This window comes from Moritella sp. F3 (assembly GCF_015082335.1).
Taxonomy (GTDB): Bacteria; Pseudomonadota; Gammaproteobacteria; order Enterobacterales; family Moritellaceae; genus Moritella.
This window is the reverse complement of record NZ_BLRL01000004.1, coordinates 83,020-99,052: the sequence shown is the minus strand read 5'-3', so window position 1 is coordinate 99,052 and position 16,033 is coordinate 83,020. Positions and strand designations below refer to the sequence as shown.

Annotated in this window: 15 protein-coding genes; 10 read left to right on the top strand and 5 right to left on the bottom strand. The window is 41.5% G+C overall.

Annotated elements, in window-relative coordinates; all coding sequences use genetic code 11:
• Positions 1–128: 128 nt before the first annotated feature.
• Both panC and panD read left to right on the top strand, forming a co-directional pair.
• Positions 129–980, top strand: a complete 852-nt coding sequence (gene panC, locus JFU56_RS08985; protein WP_198436958.1) for a pantoate--beta-alanine ligase — start codon at positions 129–131, stop codon at positions 978–980.
• Positions 981–1,217: 237 nt separating this feature from the next.
• On the top strand, positions 1,218–1,598 hold the full coding sequence (panD, locus tag JFU56_RS08980) for an aspartate 1-decarboxylase (protein ID WP_198436957.1): 381 nt from the start codon (positions 1,218–1,220) through the stop codon (positions 1,596–1,598).
• Positions 1,599–1,831: 233 nt separating this feature from the next.
• Here the strand turns inward: panD and tkt are convergent, their stop codons facing one another.
• On the bottom strand, positions 1,832–3,820 hold the full coding sequence (tkt, locus tag JFU56_RS08975) for a transketolase (protein ID WP_198436956.1): 1,989 nt from the start codon (positions 3,818–3,820) through the stop codon (positions 1,832–1,834).
• A gap of 473 nt (positions 3,821–4,293) precedes the next feature.
• On the opposite strand from tkt, the gene clcA reads away from it, so the two are divergent.
• Positions 4,294–5,691: a H(+)/Cl(-) exchange transporter ClcA gene (gene clcA / locus JFU56_RS08970; protein ID WP_198436955.1), complete on the top strand. Its 1,398-nt coding sequence runs from the start codon at positions 4,294–4,296 to the stop codon at positions 5,689–5,691.
• 110 nt (positions 5,692–5,801) lie between these two features.
• Here clcA and JFU56_RS08965 read toward each other — a convergent pair whose 3' ends face one another.
• Positions 5,802–6,338 carry a YfaZ family outer membrane protein gene (locus tag JFU56_RS08965; RefSeq protein WP_198436954.1) on the bottom strand — a complete coding sequence of 179 codons (537 nt, stop codon included), beginning with the start codon at positions 6,336–6,338 and terminating at the stop codon, positions 5,802–5,804.
• Between the two features lie 322 nt (positions 6,339–6,660).
• Between JFU56_RS08965 and metK the strand changes: the two genes are divergently transcribed.
• From metK to JFU56_RS08945, 4 genes are all read left to right on the top strand, one after another.
• Entirely contained in the window at positions 6,661–7,812 is a 1,152-nt protein-coding gene (gene metK, locus JFU56_RS08960) for a methionine adenosyltransferase (protein ID WP_198436953.1), read from the top strand.
• 122 nt (positions 7,813–7,934) lie between these two features.
• Positions 7,935–8,450 (top strand): SprT family zinc-dependent metalloprotease, encoded by a 516-nt coding sequence (locus tag JFU56_RS08955; protein WP_198436952.1) that lies wholly within the window; start codon positions 7,935–7,937, stop codon positions 8,448–8,450.
• A 152-nt stretch (positions 8,451–8,602) separates the two neighbouring features.
• Entirely contained in the window at positions 8,603–8,833 is a 231-nt protein-coding gene (locus JFU56_RS08950) for a hypothetical protein (protein WP_198436951.1), read from the top strand.
• A 223-nt stretch (positions 8,834–9,056) separates the two neighbouring features.
• On the top strand, positions 9,057–9,815 hold the full coding sequence (locus JFU56_RS08945; RefSeq protein ID WP_198436950.1) for an endonuclease: 759 nt from the start codon (positions 9,057–9,059) through the stop codon (positions 9,813–9,815).
• 9 nt (positions 9,816–9,824) lie between these two features.
• On the opposite strand, the gene JFU56_RS08940 is transcribed toward JFU56_RS08945, so the two are convergent.
• On the bottom strand, positions 9,825–10,052 hold the full coding sequence (locus JFU56_RS08940; RefSeq protein ID WP_198436949.1) for a DUF4160 domain-containing protein: 228 nt from the start codon (positions 10,050–10,052) through the stop codon (positions 9,825–9,827).
• 240 nt (positions 10,053–10,292) lie between these two features.
• Here JFU56_RS08940 and JFU56_RS08935 point away from each other — a divergent pair, with 240 nt between their 5' ends.
• Entirely contained in the window at positions 10,293–11,582 is a 1,290-nt protein-coding gene (locus JFU56_RS08935) for an alpha/beta fold hydrolase (protein WP_198436948.1), read from the top strand.
• 8 nt (positions 11,583–11,590) lie between these two features.
• Here JFU56_RS08935 and dsdC read toward each other — a convergent pair whose 3' ends face one another.
• Together dsdC and dsdA are read right to left on the bottom strand one after the other, a co-directional pair.
• Positions 11,591–12,526 carry a DNA-binding transcriptional regulator DsdC gene (gene dsdC, locus JFU56_RS08930; RefSeq protein ID WP_198436947.1) on the bottom strand — a complete coding sequence of 312 codons (936 nt, stop codon included), beginning with the start codon at positions 12,524–12,526 and terminating at the stop codon, positions 11,591–11,593.
• Positions 12,527–12,768: 242 nt separating this feature from the next.
• Entirely contained in the window at positions 12,769–14,097 is a 1,329-nt protein-coding gene (gene dsdA, locus JFU56_RS08925) for a D-serine ammonia-lyase (protein WP_198436946.1), read from the bottom strand.
• Positions 14,098–14,333: 236 nt separating this feature from the next.
• On the opposite strand from dsdA, the gene rsmE reads away from it, so the two are divergent.
• Entirely contained in the window at positions 14,334–15,065 is a 732-nt protein-coding gene (gene rsmE, locus JFU56_RS08920; RefSeq protein ID WP_198436945.1) for a 16S rRNA (uracil(1498)-N(3))-methyltransferase, read from the top strand.
• A 10-nt stretch (positions 15,066–15,075) separates the two neighbouring features.
• Positions 15,076–16,029: a glutathione synthase gene (gene gshB, locus JFU56_RS08915; protein WP_198436944.1), complete on the top strand. Its 954-nt coding sequence runs from the start codon at positions 15,076–15,078 to the stop codon at positions 16,027–16,029.
• Positions 16,030–16,033: the final 4 nt, after the last annotated feature.

Genomic DNA, 16,033 nt, shown 5'->3' with positions numbered 1-16,033 from the left:
TTAGCATAAGTTCACGTGTTATCTCCTGCTCACGTGTCCGCACAAAAGAACGAGGGGTTGATAAGCAAATAATCAAAATTTGCACGCCCCCTCTTTCACTATTCCCTCATTTATTAGGTAATTCATATATGGATATTATTGCAAATATTGACGTGCTTCGAGAGCAAGTTATCGCTTGGCGTCGTCAAGGTCTATCTACGGCATTCGTACCAACTATGGGGAATTTGCATGATGGCCATTTAACCTTGGTGAAAGAAGCGCAAAAATTCGCAGACCGTGTTGTGGTGAGTATCTTTGTGAATCCAATGCAATTTAACCAAGCGGCTGATTTAGCTGCCTACCCACGCACCTTAGATGAAGATTGCCGCGCACTGCAAAGTGTTGATACCGATTTAGTCTTCACACCAAGTCCAGAACTGATATACCCACACGGTTTAGCATCACAAACCTTTATTCAAGTACCCGGCATTTCCGAAGTACTTGAGGGAGCACATCGCCCAGGCCATTTTAATGGTGTGTCGACTATCGTGGCTAAATTATTTAATTTAGTACAGCCTGATGTGGCCCTATTTGGTGAGAAAGATTTCCAACAGCTCGCCCTTATTCGTCATATGGTTGCTGATTTAGCGATGCCAATTCAAATTGTTGGTGTGCCAACCGTACGCGAAAAGTCAGGTTTAGCAATGAGCTCACGCAATGGTCTGTTAACCGCTGAAGAGCGTATTATAGCGCCATTATTAGCAGAAGTGATGACTATAATTGCTGGAAAAATCTCTGTGGACGAGCAAGAAAATCAGATATTAGTAACACAGGCAACGGCGCAACTAAATGCCGCTGGTTTCAATACCGACGCGATTGATATTGTCGATGCAGAGACCTTAGCCTCGCTCACAACAGACAGCAAGCAAGCCGTAGTATTAATGGCTGCATTCTTAGGTAAAGCGCGTTTAATCGACAATAAAGTGATTGAATTAACATAATAACTAGCCTAATCAGTTGGTTGTTAAGGTAAATAGCACTAACCCTAGGTATATATTTACCTTACTGTTAGTGCGTGTTTCCTTGGCGACTAGTACATATTTCCTTAAGTGCTAGTACAATTGCGCTAATTAAACAAATACGCTACTATGGTCGCTGGTACGTATTTTGTACGACATGTCGTCGGTAAATCGTTAACGGTATAGTCATAAACAATTAATGGAATGGGTTTTAGAACAATGCAAACCACAATGCTAAAAGGTAAGTTACACCAAGCGCGTGTAACACATGCCGAACTAAACTATGAAGGTTCATGTGCAATCGATCAAGATATGCTTGATGCATCAGGGATCCTAGAATATGAAGCAATCGATATCTATAACATTGATAATGGTGAGCGCTTTTCAACTTACGCAATCGCTGGCGAACGCGGTTCGAAAATCATTTCTGTGAATGGTGCTGCAGCACGTAAAGCCGCAGTAGGCGATCGCATCATCATCTGTGCTTATGTACGCATGGATAATGAAGAAGCGAAACAACACAAGCCTGACCTAGTTTATCTTGATCAAGCGAATGACATCGTGCGCACAAGTAACGATATTCCTGTACAGGTTGCCTAGTTAGCAAACCTATACGGAATAACAAAAAACCAGCGCATGCTGGTTTTTTTATACCTGTAATTCCACCTTATCCCTCGATTCAACATCAACATCAACATCAACATCATTCAGGCTTAGGTAATAGCTAAATTACAGGTAATAAAAAAGAGCACCGAAGCGCTCTTTTTTGATATCAATATGTGTTACTAATCATAATCAAACCGGACATAACAAAGGTTATGCCGATTGTATTATTATAGTGATTCAGCCGTTGCAACTACGTTAGCAACAGTGAAACCAAACATTTCGAACAATTGCTCAGCAGGTGCTGATTCGCCGAATGTAGTCATACCGATGATAGCACCGTTAAAGCCTGTGTATTTGTGCCAGAAGTCAGCAATACCCGCTTCCACCGCAACACGTTTAACAACGTCTGACGGTAATACTGATTCGCGGTATGCTGCGTCTTGCTTGTCAAATACATCTGTAGCAGGCATAGATACAACACGTACCTTACGGCCTTTCGCTGTAAGCTCTGCAGCTGCTTTAGTACAAAGCTCAACTTCAGAACCTGTAGAAATAAGGATAAGCTCAGGTTTGCCATCACAATCAACTAGCGTGTAACCACCTTTAGCAACGTTTGCTAATTGTGCTTCATCACGTGCCATTGGTGCTAGACCTTGGCGGCTGAAGATAAGTGCAGTTGGACCATCTTTACGTTCAATTGCGTGTTTCCAAGCAACTGCTGATTCAACTGAATCACATGGACGCCATGCGCTCATGTTAGGTGTCATACGTAAACTAGCAACTTGCTCTACTGGTTGGTGAGTTGGACCATCTTCACCTAGGCCGATTGAATCATGCGTGTAAACTTGGATGTTTTGCACTTTCATCAATGCAGCCATACGCATTGCGTTACGCGCATATTCCATGAACATCAGGAATGTAGCACCGTAAGCCGTGAAACCGCCGTGTAACGACATACCGTTGATGATTGCAGTCATACCAAACTCACGAACACCATAGTGTAAGTAGTTACCAGATGCGTCATCAGCAGTGATTGCTTTAGTACCAGACCACATAGTCAAGTTAGATGGTGCTAAATCCGCAGATCCACCTAGCAGTTCAGGTAATAATGCACCGAATTCTTCGATACAGTTTTGTGATGCTTTACGTGTTGCTACTTTTGCAGAATCAGCTTGAAGCTGTTTAATGTAAGCAGACGTTTTAGCTTCCCAGTCAGCTGGTAATTCACCAGAAGTACGACGTGCGTATTCTGCAGCTAGTTCTGGGTATGCCGCTTCATAAGCCGCAAATTTTTCATTCCATGCCGCTTCCGCTTGTGCGCCAGCTTCATTAGCATCCCACTCAGAATAGATATCTGCTGGGATTTCGAATGCAGGGTGTTTCCAACCTAGTTTTTCGCGTGTTGCGATAATTTCAGCGTCACCTAGAGGAGCACCATGACAGTCATGCGTACCTTCTTTGTTTGGTGAACCAAAACCAATGACTGTTTTACAACAGATAAGGCTTGGACGTGATGTTTCTGCTTTAGATGCATCAATAGCTGCTTGGATTTCTGCAGGGTTGTGACCATCTACAGAAACAACATGCCAACCGTAAGCTTCAAAACGTTTCACAGTATCGTCTGTGAACCAGCCGTCTACTTCGCCGTCAATTGAAATACCGTTGTCATCCCAGAATGCAACAAGCTTGCCTAGGCCTAATGTGCCAGCAAGTGAACATGCTTCATGTGAGATACCTTCCATTAGGCAACCATCACCTAGGAACGAGTAAGTGTAGTGATCAACAACTTCATGTTCTGGTTTGTTGAACTGTGCTGCTAATGTTTTTTCAGCAATCGCCATACCAACAGCATTAGTAATACCTTGGCCTAGCGGGCCAGTCGTTGTTTCAATGCCTGGTGCATAACCGTATTCAGGGTGACCCGGTGTTTTTGAATGCAATTGACGGAAGTTCTTCAATTCTTCAATAGGTAATGCATAACCTGTTAGGTGTAGCAGTGAGTAAATAAGCATTGAGCCATGGCCGTTTGAAAGAATAAATCGATCACGGTCAACCCAGTTTGGATTTGCTGGGTTATGGTTTAGGTTTTTACGCCACAATACTTCGGCAATATCTGCCATGCCCATAGGTGCGCCTGGATGGCCTGAATTTGCTTGTTGAACTGCGTCCATACTTAGGGCACGAATTGCGTTCGCTAGCTCTTGACGAGTTGGCATATTTTGCTCCTGCTGAAATTAATTTAAAATACTTTTAAGCTGTTATATTGTCATAAAAATATCGTATGTATAACAAGTTTTTTTAGTTTATTTATATTTATCGAATTTAAACTTCGCAATTACGCTTTAACATTCTAAGCTAACCACAAGTGGTTTCGAATGAAAGCATTTTAGCACTCAAACGAATTTTAACGTGTGCTTTTATTCGTAATTATGTGAGCGCCACACGGAAATAATATTTTTTAATCGCCATTAATTTTTATTACCGCTATCTAAAAAGAAATACTATCCAAGCTGTTTATTCGTTATACTGCTTTGGCATTGATCCTCCACAACGATTTAACTAAAAGCTATTACACAACGATAATAAATAACGCGATAACTCCGCTATATTACCTTGCGCTAACGCCTAGTTTTTACAACTCGATACGAGCTATTTGCATTCTTATCACTCGAACAGGTGGCACAAGAAAATGGCTAAATCACCCAATCTCACATTTTTAAAAACCGCATTACGTAAACACCGCACCAGCCCCAAATTACTTTCAGCCAAACATGACTATATTGTATTACCAATCATTTCAGCGCTAGTCGGTGGTATTACCGGCTTAATGATCGCCTTATTTGAAGCCGCCATACTCTGGACTAATAGCCAACGATTACAAGTATTCAATCCTTTAGACCTGCCGACGAGTCTCAACGTACTGTTGATCATGTTACTAAGCGGGGCCATGGTTGGCTTTTCTTTTTGGCTGACCTTACGTTTTGCCCCCGAAGCATCTGGTAGTGGCATTACGCATATTGAAGGTGCGCTTGATGATATGTATGACATTCGCTGGCGACGTTTATTACCGGTAAAATTAGTCGCGGGAACATTAGCGATTGCTTCAGGAATGATTTTCGGCCGTGCTGGTCCAGCTATACAAATAGGCGGTACTGTTGGCCGTATGTTTGCCGATACTGCTAAACGCTATACTAATTCTACCCACATACTTGTGGCAGCTGGGGCAGCGGCTGGTCTTGCCGCAGTATTTAACGCCCCACTCGCTGGTATCTTATTTGTGATTGAAGAGATGCGCCCGCATTTTCGCTACAACATGACCTCGATAAAATGTGTGACGCTCGCTGCGGCGATGGCAACCATTGTCATGCGCGCTTTTCATGGCCAAGATGCCGTCATGCCCCTTGTACACTTTGATGTGCCACCACTGACTTCACTGTGGTTATTTCTATTATTAGGCAGTATTTTTGGTGTCATCGGGGTGTATTTCAATCGTTGGATAATCAGCAGTACTAAATTGTTGAAACGAAAGCAGAATAATAAGATGAGCCGGATTATTATTACCGGTATTTTGTTTGGTTGCTTGTTTTCACTACTACAGTCGTTCGCCCCTGACACCGCAGGTAATGGCCGTGATTTGATGATTAGAATGATCCAAGAACCTAGTACTTGGGCTATTTTAGTGGGTCTGTTCGTGATCCGTTTATTCGGTACCATTGCTTGCTTTGCTTCTGGCGCACCTGGTGGCGTCTTCACACCTATGCTCACCTTAGGCACTTTATTTGGCTTAGCCTTTGGCGTTGTGGCAGCAGATTTATTCCCCAGTTTTGTCGCCGAACCAACTGTTTATGCAATAGCAGGTATGGGGGCACTATTTGCTGCAACAGTCAGAGCGCCTGTAACAGGGATAGTATTAGTGGTGGAAATGACTGACAGTTACGAGCTTATATTACCCTTACTTATCACTTGCCTTGGTGCTACGTTTGTCGCCCAGGCTATCGGTGGTAAACCACTTTATGCTGAATTATTAAAACTGTCGTTACCTAAAGAACCCATTGCCGATGACAAAGATAAGGTAATACAGTCATAAGAACGGTTCCCAAATACCCAATCAAGATTAAGTTAATACCCCAGAAACAACAAAAGCACCTTCTAGGGTGCTTTTGTACGTGTTATTAACGAGGAACTAAGTTTAAATACTTAGAATACCCACGCTAGACCAAATAGAAAGTCACTTGTTAGACGTTCTTCAGGCATGTTATCGTAATCAACTGTGGTGTAGTTATACTCAGCAAATAAAGTTGCCGTTGGTATTAACGCATAACTCGCACGGAAAACCCACTGCGAGTAATTTTCTGTATCACCAAATGCTAATATTTCAGGGCTATAATGAAATTCAGCTTCTAAGCTAAACTCTTCAGTTAAACGTAACCCACCTAAACCACCAAATGCTAATGCATAACCATCGCCATTATCATTATCCATTCGCATTGCTTTAGCACCAAGCTCAAAGAATGTCGCACCTGCATCCTGAAATGCATAAAGACCAGTATCAACGGTATAACCATTATCGATAGTCTGTAGGAAATCACCTTTAACTTTCAGTGCTTCTTGCAATTCAATATCATAACCTAACACAATATTGTCGTTATTGAACGCAAGCGAAACGTTTGATGCTGCACTACTAAAGCTCGCTAATAATCCTGCAGTAATAATTAATGATTTTTTCAATGACACTTTATTCTTCCCAATGCAAATGAGTGTAGTTACATGTAATGATAGTAAACGAACATTTATTTTCAGTTAAAAAAATGCCGTCACTTCATACTTTTAATACTTTAGCACTATGCTACTTCATATTGCCTGTTTATAACATATATACATAAATAAAATTCCATTGAAAATAGTGAATTTAAACAATTTTCATAATAAATATGACCTAGGGTCTATCTTAATACCGGCAAAATAGATTAGAATAGCCGTCTAGATGTTAAAACTTCTACACATATGAACGTATATTACGTCGGTTGTGTTTAAATATAGAGAGAGAATTAGAACCATGGCTAAACATTTGTTTACCTCTGAGTCAGTATCAGAAGGTCATCCTGATAAAATTGCAGACCAAATCTCCGATGCTGTACTTGATGCAATCATCGCTCAAGACCCTAAAGCACGCGTAGCCTGTGAGACTTATGTTAAAACCGGTATGGTTATGGTTGGCGGTGAAGTAACGACTGACGCTTGGGTTGATATTGAAGAAATCACCCGTAAGACAGTTCGTGAAATCGGTTACATCAACTCAGAAATGGGTTTTGATGCTGATTCTTGTGCAGTATTAAACACCATCGGTAAACAGTCTCCTGATATTAATCAAGGTGTTGACCGTGAAGATCCACTAGAACAAGGCGCTGGCGACCAAGGTCTAATGTTTGGTTATGCAAACAATGAAACTGAAGAGTTAATGCCTGCTCCTATTACTTACTCTCACAAACTGGTTAAACGCCAAGCTGAAGTTCGTAAAAGTGGTACACTGCCATGGTTACGCCCTGATGCAAAAAGCCAAATCACATTTGCTTATGACGACGGTAAGATTGTTGGTATCGATGCAGTTGTTCTTTCAACTCAGCATTCTGAAGATATCAAACAAGCAGATCTTGTTGAAGCTGTAATGGAAACGATCATCAAGCCAGTACTACCTGAGCAATGGTTAACGAAAGACACTAAATTCTTCATTAACCCAACAGGCCGTTTTGTTATCGGCGGCCCAGTAGGCGATTGTGGTCTAACTGGTCGTAAAATCATCGTAGATACATACGGCGGCATGGCTCGTCACGGTGGCGGTGCATTCTCTGGTAAAGATCCATCAAAAGTAGATCGTTCAGCAGCATACGCAGCACGTTATGTAGCTAAAAACATCGTAGCGGCTGGTCTAGCTGACCGTTGTGAAATCCAAGTTTCTTATGCTATCGGTGTTGCTGAACCAACGTCAATCTCAGTTGAAACATTCGGCACTGGTAAAGTAAGTGAAGAACTACTGACTAAACTAGTTCGCGAACATTTCGAGTTACGTCCACACGGCCTAATCGAAATGCTAGATCTTAAACGCCCTATTTACCAAAATACGGCTGCTTATGGTCACTTCGGTCGTAGCGAATTCTCTTGGGAAGCGACAGATAAAGCTGAAATCCTACGTGATGCAGCAGGTCTTTAATCAACACTCGCTTTTAATTAGGTAGTTGATAACTTCTAATTAGATAGTTGATAGCTTTTAATTAGACAGTAAGGGGCGCTTTTGGTAATTTAACCAAAGCGCCTTTTTTATAGATATCGATAATGTCTGACGACTTACAGCAAGCAAACTTAACAACCAAAATGCTAGAACAATTAGTATTAGATAAGATCAGCACCTGCTATCAGCAAGCCGAACAACGCTTAAACCGAACTTTCCCCCGCCCTATTATTAATTTCAAGCAACGTGGTAAAGCCGCTGGCAGCGCCAGATTACAAACGAATGAATTACGCTTTAACCCTATTTTATTGCAAGAAAACCAACAACACTTTATAACGCACACAGTCCCGCATGAAGTTGCTCACCTATTAACGTATCAACTTTACGGTCGAACAAAACCACATGGGAAAGAGTGGCAGCAAATCATGAATCAAATATTTGATCTCGTAGCCAAAACGACACACCAATACGATGTCGCCAGCGTGAAAGGCAAAACTTTTACCTATGCTTGTCAGTGCACAGACCATCAACTGACGATTCGACGTCATAATAAAATTATACGTGACAACATCAAATATATTTGTCGTTTATGCAAGAAAAGTTTAACCATAAAATATTAAATCATACTTAATAACAATAAGTTAACTTAAGCCTGAAGAAGTGACAACTTGTTTGATAATAATCTGAAAAATTAACTTATATAGGTGTATTTATCTAATTTCATCAGATAAAATAACCCTATACATACCATTGTGATTAGGAAATATAGGTTATGACTCACACGTTAGATACTGCGAAATCAACCGATTATGAAATGGAAAAACTGATAACAGCAGTTTTAAAGCGCAACACAAGTCAAGCAGAGCAAATAGCTCGCAATCTCGACCTGAGTGCTTTATCTATTTCTCAGCGTATTTTCATGGCAAAGTCCGGTGTGTTAAAAGAAAAAATGTTATTAGATTCAGATATCGCAGTGCGTTACGCGGCTTCTCGCGCAAACTAGCCCACTTCGAAAACTAATCTTAAGGGCAGTTGTTATCTTCTGCTCTTTTTTTATGCCTGCTTTTTAGCCCTCGCTTTACCCTGCATTGTTATATCTCAATAAGATCTAATCTAGACCACCTATCAAACGTATTAAACAGCCGCCAAAAAACTCATCCCCACGCCACTATCGTCTTGTTTTAGCTATGCTACACTGTTGAATTATCACCCCGGAGTAGCCTGTAATGCTAAAACAGATAAGTACTGTAGTTATATCAACCGCATTGTTAATCCCTTCGTTCTCCTATGCGTCTGATAACGGCAATCAAACTAACCAATCTTTCAGCAAAGCTAAAAAAATGCTTGAGCGAGAGGTTTACACGCAAGTACCGAAACTGACTATCTATTGTCAGGCCGATTTTAATAAGCAAAAAAAGATCACTGACCACAATGGTTTTACATCAACAAAACATGTAAAGCGTCAAGCAAAAGTGGAATGGGAACATGTCGTCCCTGCGGAGAACTTCGGGCGTAATTTTAAAGAATGGCGTGAAGGTGATAATGCGTGTGTAAACAGTAAAGGCAAGAGCTTTAAAGGCCGTCGTTGTGCTGAAAAACTCAATATCCCTTACCGTTATATGCAAGCGGATATGTACAATCTCTACCCTGCGATAGGTGCGGTAAACGCCCTACGCAGTAACTATAACTTTGCATCTCAGGTATCAGCAGAGAAGAACCAATTCGGCAGCTGTCCCATCAAAATTAACAATAAAACTGTACAACCACCAAACTACGCTAAAGGTGAAATAGCTCGCGCGTATCTGTATATGGAATCAGCTTACCCTAAATACAACATCGGTAGACAAAAGCGTGAGTTGCAAGCTTGGGATAAACAATACCCAGTGACTCGCAGCGAATGTCGACGCACTCAGTTAATCGAAAGCTTACAAGGTAACGAAAACCGAGTGGTTAAATCTGCCTGTTTAGATCGTGGATTATGGTAGATAAATAGATTAATTCACCTTATTCCATTCTAGCTGTAATCGGTGGTTGTTAACACCAATCCATTTTTGTAGTGCATACAACTGCTTAAAAGGTATAACACCACTGATGACACTGCCATCAGCAATCGCGACACGGCAGTTTCTTTCTTTATATTGTGCTAACACATGCGGTATTTTCACTTTACTTGGATGACCCACTTGGGTTGAAAGACCAAGAAATATTGTACTCGACACCATGACTTACCTCTAATATGACATCTGCTTAAAGATGATTATCAATAATTCATCATAAAAATAAAGAGCACGAATAAATATATAACTCAAAAAAATGCCTAGTAATCGCTATTTAATATTGATTATAAACATTATTTATTCATATAAGTTCGGTCGATGTAATGTCATATAAATACTTGGGTCAGCTAATGCAGTAAGGTTACAATAACCTATATAATCACATTATTATTACAAAGGATTGCCATGAAAATTGATCTCACATTAAGCGGCTTAGTTGCACAAAAGCACACATTCACCTTGCCACTTGATTACAACAAACCTGACGGTGACAAGGTTGAGGTATTTGCACGCGAACTTGTCGCATCAGATAAACAAGATCAAGACCTTCCATATTTGGTTTATTTTCAAGGTGGTCCAGGATTTGGCGCGGTACGCCCGATGGCTAATGGCGGCTGGATCAAGCGTGCATTACAAGAATATCGTGTATTGCTGTTAGATCAGCGTGGCACAGGGTTATCAACACCAATTAGCTCAGTCAGTCTTGCCCACTTAACGCCAAGTGAACAAGCTAACTACCTTGCCCATTTCCGTGCTGATAATATTGTCCGTGATGCTGAAGCTATCCGCGCACAATTATCACCGTTTAATACCTGGAGCATCATCGGCCAAAGCTTTGGTGGTTTCTGTGTATTACGTTATCTAACTGCCGCACCAGAAGGTTTAACACAAGCTTTTGTGACTGGCGGATTACCATCACTAACGCGCCCAGCTACAGAAGTTTATCAAGCAACTTATAAACGTGTATTAGCAAAAAACAATGATTTCTTTAGTCGTTTTAATGACGCACAAGATCTTGTAACTGCATTAGCGACACATCTTAGTGAACACGATACTTATCTTGCGACAGGCGAGAAACTGACCGTTGAAATGTTGCAACTACTTGGTGTTAACATTGGTATGGAAGAAGGCCCTGAAGCGGTTTATTATTTACTTGAACAAGCACTTATCACCACGCCGACTGGCACACAAGTCAATCCACTGTTCTTAGCGCAGTTCTGTCAATTCCTTGATTTCAATACCAACCCGATATTTGCCGTGCTGCACGAATCGATCTATTGCCAGCAGCAAGCATCAAATTGGGCTGCGCATACTGTTCGTGCTGATCATGATGAATTTAATTATAAGCCCGGCCAGCCGTTCTTATTTACTGGCGAAATGATTTATCCGTGGATGTTCGAACAATTTAATAACTTAAAACCACTGCAAGCAGCGGCGCAACAGTTGGCAGGTAAACAAGATTGGTCAGATCTTTACGATCTTAATGTCCTTAAAAACAACCAAGTACCAGTAGCAGCAGCTATCTATAGCGAAGACATGTATGTAGAAATGCAATACAGCCTAGAAACCGCCGCGCGCGTTAATAACCTCAAATACTGGTTAACGTCAGAATTCGAACACAACGGCATCCGCATGGATGGTGATAAAGTACTAAGTAAGCTTATCGACCTAAATAATGGCGTGACGCTGCGCTAACCACATCATTAAAACTTATCAGCCTGCTGTTGTAACCAAGCTAATAACACCTTAACGCGTGGATTAGGTGTTATATCTGCGCTATATACTGCGTGATATTGATACGTGGCAGGACTGGTGAGCGCAGGAAAGGGCGCGACTAACTCACCACTGCGTAAATGTTTATCAACTAGACGCTTACGACCAATCGCCAAACCGGCATTATTAATCGCGGCAACCATCGCTAAATCGGAACGATCAAAGCTTAAACCGCGATTATAATTAACCCCGCTTACCTGATGACGTTCAACCCATTCTAGCCATTCCGCATTATAAGCCGCTTGTGGCCAAGCCTTACAATCATGCAATAAGCTGCAATGACGAATATTGTCGGGACTATCCATCAAATTGTGTAACTCTGCGTAAGCGGGAGAACAAACTGGCGTGACTTCTTCTGACATTAATTCGATGTTCGATAATCCAGGAAAGGGACCCGAAGTATAATAAAGCGCAACATCAATAAATTCGGTTTGAAAATTAATATCATCATTACCGGTCAGAATATCCAACTGAATAGCCGGGTACAGGCGGTGAAAGTCATGGATTCGAGGTACCAGCCAGCACAGCGAAATAGACGGACGAGCATAAATGGTCAAACGACCAGAAAGTTCATTACTACGAATATCATTTAACTCTTCATCCAATGCACCAAACAATTGCTCGCAACTGCGGCATAAGCGAGCGCCTTCAGCAGTCAATTTAAGCTGTTTATGCAAACGATGAAATAGCTTAAAACCAAGTTCTTGCTCTAGCTTAGCAATACGGTGACTCACTGCGCTCGGGGTGAGACACAGCACCTCCGCCGCTTGTGTAAATGAGCCGTACTGCGCAGATTTTACAAAGGTATCTAGGTTAGCTAATTGGCTACCGCTAAATTGTTTAGGACTGGCGAATGTTAATTCCATAACTTAATACCCAAACTCCTTCAAGATGCTATATCAGAGACTCGCAGGGATATCAGAGCAAGGCACAATATACAGATAATGGTTATTCCATTTTCAAATATTGTAACGCAGTTCTGTTATTCAAGCGAGCCTCCCGCAGGGCAAGCCGAAAGAAGGAATCTTCGGCGTTATGAAGCCTTGATTTACAAGGGCGGTTTGCGATTAGACAGCCCTTGAATTTAACAGACCGGAGCTAAAAATGTTCAGCTTTTAGCTTTTTGTAAATAGGCAGCCATTTCTGACTCTGGCACCATACCACCGCCAGTAGCCCAGACTAAATGGGTCGCATTCGCTAATTTATCATCAAGTTGCATTCGTGCAAGGTAATCAGCATTATTGGTCACATGGACAATTCCAGGCATACCAGCCAGCGCAGAGGGTTCTAATTTAAGCAGTTCAGTCTTATGTATCAACCCTAGTAGCTGATACATATCGGCATCAGTTAACGTAATATAACCATCTAGCATTCGCTCCATTGCTTTACCAATAAAACCCGAAGCGCGACCAACAGCAAGACCGTCTGCAGCAGTGACATTATCTATACCAAGATCTTGCACTGAGATCTGATCATGCAAGCCAGTATAAACACCTAACAACATACACGGTGAATGAGTCGGTTCTGCAAAAATACAATGCACATCATCGCCAAAAGCTAATTTAAGACCAAACGCAACGCCACCAGGGCCGCCACCAACACCACAAGGTAAATAAACAAATAACGGATGCTCGGCATCAACAACGATTCCTTGTTCATCAAACTGCTGCTTTAAGCGCTCTCCAGCAACCGCATAACCTAAAAACAACGACGTCGAGTTTTCATCATCAATAAAATGACAGAACGGGTCTTGCAATGCTTCTTCACGACCCTTTTCAACCGCAATGCTGTAGTCAGATTGATACTCAACCACATTCACGCCATGGTGGCGCAAGCGATCTTTTTTCCATTGTCTTGCATCAGCAGACATATGCACACTAACCTGAAAGCCTAAGCTAGCACCTATAATACCAATCGATAACCCTAAGTTGCCTGTTGAGCCGACTGCAATTTTATATTGACTGAAAAATGCCTTAAATTGTGGCGTATTAATTTTGCTATAATCATCATCGACACCCAGTATGCCCGCTGATATGGCCAATTTCTCTGCATGCTGTAGTACTTCATAAATACCACCTCGCGCTTTAATTGAACCCGATATTGGTAATTGAGCATCAAGTTTAATCATCATTCGACCAAGTAAATCAACCTGATAGTGTTTGCCTAACGCCGTTTGCATCAGCGGTATAGCCTGCAACGGAGACTCTATAATACCGTTACTTTCTTGTGTTTCTGGAAATGCCAGGCATAGAAAAGGCGCAAAACGTAATAAGCGGTCACTGGCATCTTGTACATCAAGCGCGGTTAAGCCAACATAAGGTAAAGCCTCGACATAGCTCGTTACCTTCGGATTGAACCAACTCAACGGTTGAAGATCTATCAGTAATTCCAGCAATGGAAACTCATTTATTAGTTGTATTATTCGCGTATTGTTCATCACATACTCTTCATTAGACGATTAAAAATAGTATGCATTGACTCTACTAATACGAACAAAGGATCAATTTTTAGCCTTAGGATGAATCTGACGATGCCATAAATGAGACAATCATCACCTCGATGACGACGTCCATAAGCAACTATTTTTTTTGTTAACCGATAAATTTCATCTGCTCATAAAAAAAGTGGGTATAATCATTTTATTAACTACATATTTAAATAAAGGTAACCAGCATGCGTCATCCTCGCATCTTCGAATCCGGCGAACTAATCGTAGGTTCTAGCTTTGAATTATCACCAGACGGCGCAGGCCATGTTGGTCGTGTACTACGCATGACAACCGGTGATACGCTAACTTTATTTAACGGTAAAGGTGGCCAGTACCAAGCCACAATTGAACAAACCACAAAAAAATCAGTGACAGTTCACATTGATGAATTCCAAGATATTAACAGTGAATCTCCATTAAAAATCCACCTTGGTCAAGCGATCTCGCGTGGCGAAAAAATGGACTTCACCATTCAAAAATCGGTCGAACTGGGTGTAACAACTATCACGCCACTGTTTAGTGAGCGTTGTGGTGTTAAGTTATCTGGCGAACGTTTAGAGAAAAAAGTACAGCAATGGCAAAAAATTGTCATTTCTGCGTGCGAACAAAGTGGCCGTAACTTTGTGCCACAAGTATTAGCACCAAAACAGTTAAAAGACTGGGCAGCAGAAGAAACAACAGAACTTAAATTGAATCTGCACCCACGCGCAAAATACAGTATTAACACCTTACCCGAGCCGACTAATGGCGTGCGTTTGTTAATTGGTCCTGAAGGCGGTTTATCTGCGGATGAAATTAGCATGACAGAGCAATTTAACTTTGAAGAAACGTTATTAGGTCCTCGAGTATTACGAACAGAAACAGCAGCATTAACGGCGATCACCGCACTACAATGCCGCTTTGGCGATTTAGGATAGGATAAAGAATATGACAATTAAACTTGGCATCGTGATGGATCCCATTGCAGACATCAACATTAAAAAAGACTCTAGCTTTGCAATGTTAATGGAAGCGCAAAACCGTGGTTACGAACTTTTCTACATGGAAATGCAAGACCTATTTATGCTTGAAGGCCGTGCATATGCTGCGTCTCGTTCATTGAAAGTACAACAAGACCCAGCAAACTGGTACGAACTAGGTGAAGAAACTAACCACCTAATTTCAGATTTAGACGTAGTATTAATGCGTAAAGATCCTCCGTTTGACACTGAATTTGTTTACGCCACTTACATGCTTGAACGCGCTGAAGACGAAGGCACATTAATTGTTAACAAACCACAAAGCCTACGTGATGCGAATGAAAAACTGTACACCGCATGGTTTAGTGAATTCACGCCAACGACGCTAGTAACACGTCGTAAAGACAAATTACGTGCGTTCCATAACGAACACAAAGATGTGATCTTAAAGCCATTAGATGGCATGGGCGGCGCATCAATTTTCCGTCTTAACGAACAAGATAAAAATGTTAGCGTGATCATCGAAACATTGACTGAACATGAAACGCGTTACTGCATGGCCCAAAAATTCATTCCAGATATTAAAGATGGCGACAAACGCATCTTAGTCATTGATGGCGAACCAGTACCGTATTGCCTAGCTCGTATCCCAGCAAGTGGTGAAACGCGTGGTAATATCGCAGCTGGCGGTCGTGGTGAAGCACGCCCATTGTCTGAAAGTGATTGGAAAATTGCCAAAGCATTAGGGCCTAAATTAAAAGAAAAAGGCCTGATTTTTGTTGGTCTAGACGTGATTGGCGACAAGCTAACTGAAATCAACGTGACTAGCCCTACTTGTATTCGTGAAATCGAAACTGCTTATGATGTTAGCATCACAGGTATGTTGATGGATGCGATTGAAGTACGTTTAAACAAAGCTTAATTTA

Bases quoted from the DNA above. Each gene is read 5' to 3' on its own strand.
- JFU56_RS08955 (WP_198436952.1), top strand. From the start codon at position 7,935: ATGTCTGACGACTTACAGCAAGCAAACTTAACAACCAAAATGCTAGAA.
- gshB (WP_198436944.1), top strand. From the start codon at position 15,076: ATGACAATTAAACTTGGCATCGTGATGGATCCCATTGCAGACATCAAC.
- clcA (WP_198436955.1), top strand. From the start codon at position 4,294: ATGGCTAAATCACCCAATCTCACATTTTTAAAAACCGCATTACGTAAA.
- dsdA (WP_198436946.1), bottom strand. From the start codon at position 14,097: ATGAACAATACGCGAATAATACAACTAATAAATGAGTTTCCATTGCTG.
- JFU56_RS08950 (WP_198436951.1), top strand. From the start codon at position 8,603: ATGACTCACACGTTAGATACTGCGAAATCAACCGATTATGAAATGGAA.
- JFU56_RS08940 (WP_198436949.1), bottom strand. From the start codon at position 10,052: ATGGTGTCGAGTACAATATTTCTTGGTCTTTCAACCCAAGTGGGTCAT.
- rsmE (WP_198436945.1), top strand. From the start codon at position 14,334: ATGCGTCATCCTCGCATCTTCGAATCCGGCGAACTAATCGTAGGTTCT.
- metK (WP_198436953.1), top strand. From the start codon at position 6,661: ATGGCTAAACATTTGTTTACCTCTGAGTCAGTATCAGAAGGTCATCCT.
- dsdC (WP_198436947.1), bottom strand. From the start codon at position 12,526: ATGGAATTAACATTCGCCAGTCCTAAACAATTTAGCGGTAGCCAATTA.
- panD (WP_198436957.1), top strand. From the start codon at position 1,218: ATGCAAACCACAATGCTAAAAGGTAAGTTACACCAAGCGCGTGTAACA.
- panC (WP_198436958.1), top strand. From the start codon at position 129: ATGGATATTATTGCAAATATTGACGTGCTTCGAGAGCAAGTTATCGCT.
- JFU56_RS08935 (WP_198436948.1), top strand. From the start codon at position 10,293: ATGAAAATTGATCTCACATTAAGCGGCTTAGTTGCACAAAAGCACACA.
- JFU56_RS08945 (WP_198436950.1), top strand. From the start codon at position 9,057: ATGCTAAAACAGATAAGTACTGTAGTTATATCAACCGCATTGTTAATC.
- tkt (WP_198436956.1), bottom strand. From the start codon at position 3,820: ATGCCAACTCGTCAAGAGCTAGCGAACGCAATTCGTGCCCTAAGTATG.